The following is a 10,014-nucleotide window of genomic DNA, read 5'->3' as shown; positions in this document are numbered from 1 at the left end:
CTCCCCCCCGTGCCGCCGTCCCGGCAGCCGGGGGGATCTCCCCGTGCAGCGCGACCCCCCCGCCGCCCCCGCGTCCGGTGCCGGCCAGTGCGCGGGCCCAGGTCTCCTCGTAGGCGATCACCACGGCGGAGGTACCCGGTTCCATATCCGCCCGCACGATATCGAGGTCCTCGTCGCTGACCAGGCCGCGCGAGTCGACGGTGAGCCCGTCGAGCCCGATATCGGTCAGCGATTCGTCGACCTCGACCTGCCGCAGGCCGCCGGCGTCGTCCATTGTCAGGTAGATCAGGTCGAGCACAGTGACATACCCGCGGTCCACCACCTCCGCCAGCGCGGCCGTGACCGACCGATCGATCCGCGTGCCGGGGAAGGAGAGAACGACCAGCTCGACCGGGCCGATTTCCGATGCGTGGGTCATAGCGTCAGCGTGGCGGGCGCGATACCGGCGCCGCATCACCCGCGGCGGATGAGTTGGGCCACGAGCCCCCGCCGGGGTAGGCCGGTGGTTCACCGGCGGTCCGGGACCCAGGTCGTGACGGCCCAGATCACCACGATGTCCAAGGCGATCACCAGGACCGACCACCAGGGGTAGTACGGGAGCCACAGGAAATTGCCGATGATCGACAGCGCCGCCAGAATCACCGCGGTGACCCGTGCCCAGACCGCACCGGCCATCAGGCCGATGGCGGCGATCACGATCAGCGCGCCCACCACGATATGAATCCAGCCCCAAGTGGTGGTGTCCAATTGGTACAGGTAGTCGGGGCCCTCGACGAACAGTTCGTCGGCGGCGACGGCAGAGCCGCCGGCGAAGATCGACAGCACCCCCACGGTGAGCAGCAACACCGCCACTCCGAGGGAGGTCACCGCCGCGACACCTTGGGAGACCGGGTTGCGCTGTGAGCCTGTCGTCTGTGCCATCAGCCCTCCTCGTCGGGTTTCTCCTGTACCAGGTATGCCCTGTGCGCGGTGACGGCCGCGTCACCCGGATCGGATGAACTCCCCGCAGCTCAGTTCGCGATCCGGCTGCCGACCGTGTGCACGATGACGACCGCGGGATGCCACGGCACCAGATCGTGCACCGACCGTTCGAGGCTGTCCGCCGGCGGCAGATCGCCCGGAGAGAGCACCTGGATCGTGGCCGTATCGGACTGCAAGGTCACATCGGTGACCTGGGCGCCGGGTACCTCCGCCAGCCACCTGCGGGTCGCGTCGGCGATCTGATCGGCCCACAACGAGGACAGCGAATTCACCACCATGGGTACGGCCACCACGATCAGCCCGGCCGCCAGGATGGCGTAGGCCCGGCCGCGGCGCCGGGCGCCGGCCCCGGCCTCCACCGGATAGCCGGTGATTACCAGGACCACGGTGGCCGTGATGATCATGGCGACCATATTGGACGCGAACAGCACGAAGGCGCCCAGCGCGAGTCCTGGCGCCTGCGAACCGAGGCACACCCCCACCACCGCCAGCGGCGGAACCAGGGAGATCGCGATGGCCACGCCCGGCAGGACATCGCCGACATCGCGCCGGATGATCGCCACCACACCCACCAGCCCGGTGGCCAGTGCCGCGGTGAGATCCATCAGCTTCGGTGAGGTGCGGCCGATCACCTGCGAGTTCGACAGCACGTTCGTCGGGTTGGGCAGGACCTGCGCGAACAGGAAGCCCACCAGGACCACCAGCACGATTCCCGCCGATACCAGCAGCAGACTGCGGGCGACCAATTCGGCGCGGCCGGTGGCGATTCCCAGGCCGACGCCGAGAATCGGCACCGACAGTGGCGCGACGATCATCGCGCCGATCACGGTGGCGGTCGAATCCCCGACCACGCCGGAGGCGGCGATGATGCCGGAGAGGGTCAGCATGATCCAGAAGGCCGACCGTTTGGTGGTCGTTTCACCGGATCCCAGGTCGAGCCGGTCGGTGAGTTCCCCGAGGGTCCGTCGTTGACTGTCCGGAACCAGCAGTGACATGGGCGTCCTCGATCCGGTTTGTTCGCGGCGCCGGGATCGCCGCGCTCCGGTCCGCCGCACCGCTCGGCTGTCCGTCGATGATCCCCGGCCGGGGCCGGGATCCACCTCATCCCTGAAGGGTGAATCCACGCCGGGCCGCGGCCTACGGTCCGCCGTACCGCGGGGCCGAGGCACTACAGCATGCCGATCACCCCGCGCGCGGTGAACAGCGCCCCGAAACCGAACAGGACCGCCAGCGACAACCCGCGGGTATGCCGCAGCACCCAGGACTCGAGCGAACCCAACCAGGTGCGGGCGCGGTCCCCGAGCGCGAGATAGAGACCGACGGGCACCAGGAAATCGACCGCCGCAGCGGCCAGCAGCAACACGGTCGCCAGGAACGCCGGCCCCGGCCCCACAGATGAACTGGCGATATAGCTCATCCCGGACATCATCAGGAACAGGTTCGGGTTGAGGACCGCCAGCGCGATCCCGATCACGAAACACCGGCGTGGGCCGGCATCCCTGAGCTCCCGGAGCAGTTTCGGCGGCCCGGTCCGCCGGCCCGCGGCCGGGTGCCGGTTCAGCAACCACAAACCACCCAGCAGGAACATCAGCCCGACCACCAGGCCGGCACCGTGCGAGGTATCCGTCGAGACGGCCTCCGGATCGGTCGCGCCGCCCAGGATCGCCGTGATCGCGATGAGCAGGTACACGACGAGAAACGCGCCCCCGAAGGCGAGCGCGGCGGGGACCGGCGCACGCGACCGCAACAGCAACAGCACACACCCGGCGACCGCGCCCGGCGTGATGATCAACCCGGCCATCTCCGGTAGCAGCACCACCAGCAGATCACCCATCACCGACTCCTCATCGACACCTGACCCCTGAATCGCCCTCTGGACGCGGCAGCACCATCGGCCCGACGGTGCGGTTCCGGCGCATTCGCGCGGGGCACCCGGGCGGATGCTCCTGGGAATCAGGTGTCCGGCTCGCGTAGCCGCACTCTGGCCTGGGCGTAGGCGGCCAGTGTCGATTCGCCGATGGTCGGGGTGGCCGGGAAGAATTCGACCCGTACACCCTGCCGGTCCAGCAGCGCATCGGTCCACCGCTCCCTGATCCGCGGATCCACCCCGCTGAGGTAGAGGGCGCCACCGGCCGCGTCGAGCCGGCGCACGTATTCACCGACCACAGCGAGAAATGTGGCGCTCACCGAAGTCCTGCCGCGCAACCGCAGGATAACGATCGGGCCGCGAGCGCCGGTGGGGTCGGGCAGATTGGCCTGCAGGGTGCGGGCACCGGCGTAGAAGAGGCTGCCGTACACGTCGAGGATGACGATCTGGTGATCGGCGAGCCGGTCCGGCGCGGGCATCTCGACCAGATCACCGTCCTCCACCCGCAGGCGTACAACCCTGAGGTCCAGTGCTTCCCGGTTCAACTGCAGGATCAGTGAGAGCGCCACCCCGATCCCCACGGCCGCGCTCACCGGCAGCAGCAAGGTGGCGAGGAAGGTTGCCACGAGGGCGATCCGGGAGGTGGAGCCGCTGCTCCAGATCGCGATGAGACCGCCCGGTTCCAGCGCGCCCGCGGCGGCCACGATGAGGATCGCCGCCAGGGTCGGCATGGGGACCTCGCCGACCAGCGGGGCGAAGGCGACCAGAATCCCCAGCAGCCACACCCCGGAGAAGATCGCGCCCCAGCGCGTATGCGCCCCCGCGGTGGCGTTCAGCGCTGTCTGTCCGAGCGAGCCACCGACCGGCATCCCGCGAAACAGCGCGGCGGCGATACTCCCGGCCCCTTGGGCGGCGAAATCCCGGTTCGGATCGGTCGGTGAACCGTCCCGGTTCGGGACCGCCTGCGCCACCCCGGCGCCCTGCACCAGCACGATCACACTCACCGCCGCGGCCCCACCGAGCAGCGACGGGGTCAGCGCCGCGAGATCGGGAATATGCGGCAGCGGGAAGCCGCTCGGAATCGCGCCCGCGTCGGCCACGCGGGTCACCGAATCCCAGCCCAGGCCGATCATCAGAACCGTCGGGAGGATCAGGGCGGCGAGCGCGGCGAACAGCCGCAGCCGGGTCCGGGCCAGCCCGGCGAGCAACGCGAGCGCGAACAGACCGACCACCAGCGACGGGATATCGATCTCGCCCGGATGGGTGACGACATACAACGCCTTCAGCAACGCGACGGGCGCATCCGCCGACACCCCGGTCAGCTGCGCCGACTGGCCGAACACGATATTCGCCGCAATCCCGGCCAGGAAGCCGGTCATCACCGAATGCGAGACGAACCGCGTGTACCGGCCCAGCCGCAGCACGGCGGCCGCGAGCATGACGCACCCGGCGAACAGGGTCAGCAGGATGAGCGCGGCCGAGCGCTGTTCCGGCGGGACGGCGGTCAGCGCCGATCCGGCGGCCAGCGCCGACGCGCTCGTCGCGGTGACCACCATCAGCCGGGTGCTGGTGGCGAAACTGCCGAAGAGCCGGCCCGCCATACTCGCGTACAGTCCGTGCACGGGGCTCACCCCGGCCAGCGCCCCCGCCGCCATCCCGTCCGGCACACTGGCCACCGCCCCGGACAGTCCGGCGATCACATCGGACCGCTGGATTCGTTCGCCGGGCAGGATCATGCGCAGCCACCGCAGTCCGCGTTTCACGGCGGATCTCCCCCTGTGCCCGGCAGGGGTGACTCGTCCGTTCCCGCCGCGGTCAGCACCGCGGCGGCAGCCCGCATCCGGCGAGCCGGGCATGCGACACCGATCCGGGGAACGCCGGCCCACCGGGCCGCGCGACCACGGGCGCGCATACCGCACCGGACCGCGGACCCGCGGGGCCGCCGCGGCGCGGTCGCGGCGGCGGCAGCTCCGCTTCCCGTCGATACATGACCTCACCCTCGCGCGCGCCGCGGGACGAATGCATCACCCGTGCGGGGTGAGCACAACTCCCGGCGGATTCCGGCCCACCTCCGGGAGGCCGATCGGTGTTTGCCCGGACCGGCACCGGGTACGGCCCGGAGGACAGCAGCCGTGCGGCGCCGCCGGCAGCAGGACCGTGGCACCGCCCGCGAACAGTGAAGGAAACCCGCCCGGAAGGTATGAAGCCATGGCCATCTGCGATACCTGCGGCAACGACTACGACAAGACCTTCACCGTCAGCCGCGACGGACAGTCGTGGACGTTCGACAGTTTCGAATGCGCCGCGAGCGAACTGGCCCCGGTCTGCGCGCACTGCGGTTGCCGAGTGCTCGGCCACGGAGTGGAGGCGGGCGCACAGATCTTCTGCTGCGCCCACTGCGCCCGCCGCGCCGGGCACGAATCGCTCGCTGATCACGCCTGATCCCGCCGACCGCCTCGGGTCCGCCGGTTCCGTACCGCGTATCTTCGGCGGGCATCACCGGCGCCGATCGGCCAGTGCGCTGTGGGCTCCGCCGGTTTCCGAACGTCGCTGCGCGCGCTCCAGTTCGACTGTGGCGCTGCGCACTCGGCTCCGGGCGGCACGGTCGGCCCGGCGGGCGAAACTATGCTGTTCTTCCGCGGCAGCGAGATCCTCGCGGAGTTGGGCGACGCGCTGCTCGCTGCGCCGCAGGTCTTCGGCGGCCTGCCGCGCACTTGCTTCGGCTGCCTCCAGCGCGGTGCGGGCCCGCTCGACTGCCGCCCGCAGCTTTTCCTGTTCCCGCACCCGGCGCTTCTCTGCTTCCCGCGCCCGCCGCTGCTCCTCCTTCGATCCTCCGGTCTCGGAGCGTTTCGCCGGGGCCTTCCGGCCGCGTGACCCGGGCTCCGGACGGCCCTCGGATTTCTCCTGCTCGTCCCGCACCACCGCCAGATCCGGCCCCACCGGGCCGAATCCCGCGTAGCTCGCCGCCGACGCCAGCGTCGCGGCCCGCACCCGGCCGGCCACTTCTGGGTCGGCGAGCGCGGCGGTCAGTGTTTCACCCACCTGACGCAGGACCGCCGCGGTCACCGGGTGCCCGTGTTCCGCGGCGATTTCACCGGCCCGTTCCGCCAGCGCGTCGACGACCTGCCGCCGCTGCCTGGTCAGCGAGCGTAATTGCGCGCCCGACAGTTCACGCTGCGCGGTCCGTAGCTGCTCACCGAGCCGCAGCAGCGCCGCCACCTCTTCCGGTGCCGCCCGCACCAGCATGTTCACCGTCCAGGCCGCCACCGTGGGTTTCCGCAGCGCCGCGATCTCGGCGGCGAGGTGTTTGTCGCCGGCTGCCCTGGCGGCCTTCACCTGTTCGTCGCGGGCGGCCACGAACTCCCCGGGTGGGCGGCCGTACAGGTCGTCGGCCACCTCGTCCACGGTCATCCCGCCCGCTCCGCACGCCCGCCCGGGAGCGCGGCGGGCGGTGGCACCGGCCGGCGTGGCTCGCTCATCCGGTCGATGGTAGGACCCGGAAAGTCATTTCCGGGTAGTCGGACGTTCACCGGAGCGTCGGCTGATGGAAAACTGGGGAGATGGGTGCCCCCACCATCGAGGCGCCGACCGGGCAGCGGCCGCGCCGGCTGCTGCGCAACAGCGTATGGTCGGCCTATCTGCTGGCGTTGGCGGTTGTCACCGTCGTCTTCGGGTTGCCGACCGATCGGATCTACCAGGCCGCCTGGATCGTCATCGGGATCGCCGCGTTCCATCCCGACCGCCCGTGGCGTGATCATGTGCGGACCCTGGTCGACTGGGTTCCCCTCATCGCCGCCCTCGTGTTGTACGACCACACTCGCGGAATCGCCAACACTCTCGGTATGCCGGTACGGGTGGCGGAACTGGTGTCCGCGGAGCAGTGGCTGTTCGGCGGAACCCTCCCCACGGTGTGGTTGCAGGAGCGGCTGATCCACGACGGCGAACAACCGTGGTGGACCGTCTTCACCGGCATGGTCTATACGAGCCATTTCGTGGTTCCCTGGCTGATCGCCGCGATCTTCTACGTCCAATCCCGGGATCGCTGGTCGAAATATATGCGCCGGATCGTGCTGCTGTCCTATCTCGGCCTGCTCACCTACATCCTGCTCCCCGCGGCCCCACCCTGGTATGCCGCGCGCGACGGGGTGATCCCGGCCGAAATCCATCGGGGGACGGGCTTCGGCTTTCATCTGGTGTCGGTGGACGTCAGTGGCGACTGGCTTGCCGCGCAGGGCAATCCGGTGGCCGCGCTGCCGTCGTTGCACGCGGCATTCGCCCTGCTCGTGACGGTAGCCCTGTGGCCGCTGGCCCGCAATCGGTGGTGGAAGATTCCGCTGGCGCTGTTTCCCGCGGCCATGGCGTTCACGCTCGTCTACGGCGGCGAGCACTACGTCGTGGACGTGCTGGCGGGCTGGGCGTATGTCGTGGTGACCATTCTGCTCGCCCGCGCCTGGGAACGGCGGCGCACATCGCGCGGACCCGAGCCGCAAGAGCCGCAGCCGACACCCGAGCCGGAGCTGCCGCAACCGAAGCGCGAGCCGGGACCGCCGGAGCCCGAAGCCGAGCCGGCACAGTAGGAGTCCGGGGCGGGGATCGCCGCGGTGATCGGCGGTTGACGTCATGGGCGTGACCCGCTGCCGGACGCGCGGTTACCGGCTGTCCGCCCACGGGGCCAGCAGCAGCGTGCACGCCCGGCGCATATCGGCCGCGGCCTGCTCGGCATCCAGCTGTCCCGCGGTGGCCCAGGTCATGATGCCGTAGGCGCATTGTTCGGCGAGCCGCGCGAGCTGGTGGTCAGCGGCGTCGGGGTCGGTGATACCGGCCACGGCGAGGATGCGGTCACGCATGGTGGTGTCCAGGGCTACCGTCCCGGCCGACCGCACGGCATTGGCCGATACCAGCATCGCCCGGCCCAGCAGTGGCCGCCGCAGCAGCTCGGTGACCGCGTGCTCCAGGAAGCCGGCCACCGCGCCCACCGGGTCGCCGGGGGCCTGCGGGGGCGGCGGCAACGCGGCGACCGCGGCCGCCAGCACTCCCGAATACAGGTGGTGTTTCGAGGGGTAGTAGCGGTACAGCGTGCCGAGTGCGACTCCTGCCGCCGCGGCGATCTCGGACATCTGCACCCGTTCCAGCCCCACGTCACCACCGAGCCGGGCAGCCGCCCGCAGGATGGCGCGTCGGCGTTCCTCCTGGCCCGTAGTGGTCGGCCGTCCCGGCTCCCGGGGCTCCGCGATCCGCGGCACTGCCCTCCTCCGATCGAAAAACTAGAATTCACTCTAGCAATCGTCCCCGTCCGGTTGTAGAACTGACTACGGCGCTCGGCCCGGCCGGACCCCGCGCGCCGCGACGGAAGGACGAGCATGAACGACGACCGACTCACCCGCCTGGAAGACCGGGTGCGCCGGCTGGAGGACGAACTCGAGATCACTCGTCTGCTGGCCTCCTACGGCCCCTTCGTCGATGCCGGCGCCGCCGCGGCCGCCGCCGGCCTGTGGACCGAGGACGGCGAGTACGACGTGGAGGGCTGGCATATGCGCGGCCGCCCGGATATCCACGCCATGGTCGAATCGGACGCCCACCAATCCCTGATCGCTGCCGGTTGCGCGCATTTCCACAGTCCGGCGCGTATCGTCCTCGACGGCGACCGGGCGGTCGCGATCTGTGAATCGCTGCTGGTCCGCCGCGGCGACAGCGGTTACCGGGTGTGGCGGGCCGGCGCGAGCCGATTCGAACTCGCGCGCACCCCCCAGGGCTGGCGGATCACCCGCCGCACGACCTGCGCCCTCGACGGCGGCACCACGGCCCGCGAACTGCTGGGCAGCGCCCTGCCCGGGACAACCGGCTGATTCCGCCCGCCTACAGTGGCATGAGGTGATGTTTGCGCGGGCCGTGCCGAACCGCTTTGCCGCGCAGCAGGCGCAGCGCCGCACGGATCTCGAGCCGGGTGTGCGACGGTTCGATCACCGCGTCGATATAGCCACGTTCGGCCGCCGTCCACGGTGTCGCCACCGCCGTGTTGTAGAAGTCGATCAGCTGCTGCCGCAGGACCGGCCGCTCCTCGGCGGAGGCGGCGGCCAGCTGCCGCCGCTGGGTGAGACCCACCGCGGCCTCGGCACCCATCACCGCGATCCGCGCCGTCGGCCAGGCGAGGTTGATATCGCCGCCGAGCTGTTTACAGCCCATCACCGCGTAACCGCCGCCGTAGGCCTTGCGCACCACCACCGTGACGATCGGTACGGTGGCCTCGACCACCGCGTAGAAGAACCGGCCGCCACGTTTGATCACCCCGATCTTCTCCTCCTCGACACCCGGCAGCACGCCCGGCGTATCGACGACGAAGACGAGTGGTAGGCCGAACGCGTTGCACAGCCGGATGAAATGGGCCGCCTTGTCCGAACCGCGGGCGTCGATCGCGCCACTGGACACCAGCGGTTGATTGGCCACCACCCCGACGCTGCGACCGTCGACCCGGGCGAAGCCGGTGATCATATTGCGCGCCGCGGCATCACCGATCTCGTGGAATTCGCCGTCGTCGAAGATTCGCAGCAGGATGTCGTACATGTCGTAGCCGGTGCGGTCGGAATCCGGGATCAGCGTATCGAGTTCGCGATCGGAATCGGTGATCTCCGGTTCCAGCCCGGGATTGATCAGCGGTGGCTCGTCGAAGCAGTTCGACGGCATGAAGCTCAGGTAGCTGCGCGCCCAGGCGAACGCCGCCTCCTCGTCCGCGGCGACATGGTGGATATTGCCGTTGCGTGCCTGGTTGTAGGCGCCGCCGAGTTCCTCGAGGGTGATCTCCTCACCGGTGGTCTCACGGATGATGTCGGGACCGGTCACGAACATGTAGGCGGATTCGGTCGCCACCAGGACATCGGTGTTGATCGGCGAGTATACGGCCCCGGCCGCGCATTTCCCCAGCATGATCGAAACCTGCGGAACCACCCCCGACAATCCCAGCTGGCGCCGGCTCATGGCGGCGTACCAGGCCAGCGAGGTGACCGCGTCCTGCACTCGCGCGCCACCGGAATCGTTGATCGCCACGAACGGGCAACCGGTTTCGGGGGGGACAAACAAAGGCCCCCCCCCCAATGACCCCGAAAAAAAACCCACCGGAAACCCCAAAAAACATATTATAATGGGGCTAAACACCCCCCCCCGGCCCGGGA

At 69.9% G+C, this 10,014-nt stretch carries 11 protein-coding genes; 3 read left to right on the top strand and 8 right to left on the bottom strand.

Going from position 1 to position 10,014, the window contains the following annotated elements:
* From QH276_RS34395 to QH276_RS34375, 5 genes are all read right to left on the bottom strand, one after another.
* A partial coding sequence (locus tag QH276_RS34395) for a DUF6325 family protein (protein ID WP_280407029.1) occupies positions 1-418 on the bottom strand: 418 nt, incomplete at its 3' end.
* Positions 419-507: 89 nt separating this feature from the next.
* A complete protein-coding gene (locus QH276_RS34390) occupies positions 508-921 on the bottom strand; it encodes a DUF7144 family membrane protein (RefSeq protein WP_280398959.1) in 414 nt (137 codons plus the stop codon).
* 89 nt (positions 922-1,010) lie between these two features.
* Positions 1,011-1,976: a DUF389 domain-containing protein gene (locus tag QH276_RS34385; RefSeq protein WP_280398958.1), complete on the bottom strand. Its 966-nt coding sequence runs from the start codon at positions 1,974-1,976 to the stop codon at positions 1,011-1,013.
* Positions 1,977-2,149: 173 nt separating this feature from the next.
* Positions 2,150-2,815 carry a GAP family protein gene (locus QH276_RS34380; protein WP_280407028.1) on the bottom strand — a complete coding sequence of 222 codons (666 nt, stop codon included), beginning with the start codon at positions 2,813-2,815 and terminating at the stop codon, positions 2,150-2,152.
* A 119-nt stretch (positions 2,816-2,934) separates the two neighbouring features.
* Complete coding sequence (locus QH276_RS34375; RefSeq protein WP_280398956.1) at positions 2,935-4,611, bottom strand: SulP family inorganic anion transporter; 1,677 nt, start codon at positions 4,609-4,611, stop codon at positions 2,935-2,937.
* Positions 4,612-5,056: 445 nt separating this feature from the next.
* On the opposite strand from QH276_RS34375, the gene QH276_RS34370 reads away from it, so the two are divergent.
* Positions 5,057-5,290, top strand: coding sequence for a hypothetical protein (locus QH276_RS34370; RefSeq protein WP_280398955.1), 234 nt, complete (start codon positions 5,057-5,059; stop codon positions 5,288-5,290).
* 54 nt (positions 5,291-5,344) lie between these two features.
* Here the strand turns inward: QH276_RS34370 and QH276_RS34365 are convergent, their stop codons facing one another.
* A complete protein-coding gene (locus QH276_RS34365) occupies positions 5,345-6,259 on the bottom strand; it encodes a hypothetical protein (protein ID WP_280398954.1) in 915 nt (304 codons plus the stop codon).
* A 149-nt stretch (positions 6,260-6,408) separates the two neighbouring features.
* Between QH276_RS34365 and QH276_RS34360 the strand changes: the two genes are divergently transcribed.
* Positions 6,409-7,425 carry a phosphatase PAP2 family protein gene (locus QH276_RS34360; protein WP_280398953.1) on the top strand — a complete coding sequence of 339 codons (1,017 nt, stop codon included), beginning with the start codon at positions 6,409-6,411 and terminating at the stop codon, positions 7,423-7,425.
* Between the two features lie 72 nt (positions 7,426-7,497).
* Here the strand turns inward: QH276_RS34360 and QH276_RS34355 are convergent, their stop codons facing one another.
* A complete protein-coding gene (locus tag QH276_RS34355) occupies positions 7,498-8,091 on the bottom strand; it encodes a TetR family transcriptional regulator (protein ID WP_280398952.1) in 594 nt (197 codons plus the stop codon).
* A gap of 117 nt (positions 8,092-8,208) precedes the next feature.
* Between QH276_RS34355 and QH276_RS34350 the strand changes: the two genes are divergently transcribed.
* Positions 8,209-8,694 carry a nuclear transport factor 2 family protein gene (locus tag QH276_RS34350; RefSeq protein WP_280398951.1) on the top strand — a complete coding sequence of 162 codons (486 nt, stop codon included), beginning with the start codon at positions 8,209-8,211 and terminating at the stop codon, positions 8,692-8,694.
* A 10-nt stretch (positions 8,695-8,704) separates the two neighbouring features.
* Here the strand turns inward: QH276_RS34350 and QH276_RS34345 are convergent.
* Positions 8,705-10,014 (bottom strand): acyl-CoA carboxylase subunit beta (locus QH276_RS34345; RefSeq protein ID WP_432278815.1); only part of this gene is annotated, 1,310 nt, incomplete at its 5' end.

Origin of the sequence: Nocardia carnea, from assembly GCF_029869215.1 — a bacterium.
GTDB classification, from domain to species: domain Bacteria; phylum Actinomycetota; class Actinomycetes; order Mycobacteriales; family Mycobacteriaceae; genus Nocardia; species Nocardia carnea_B.
Note: the sequence above shows the minus strand (reverse complement) of the source record. Positions and strands in the feature narration are given on the sequence as shown.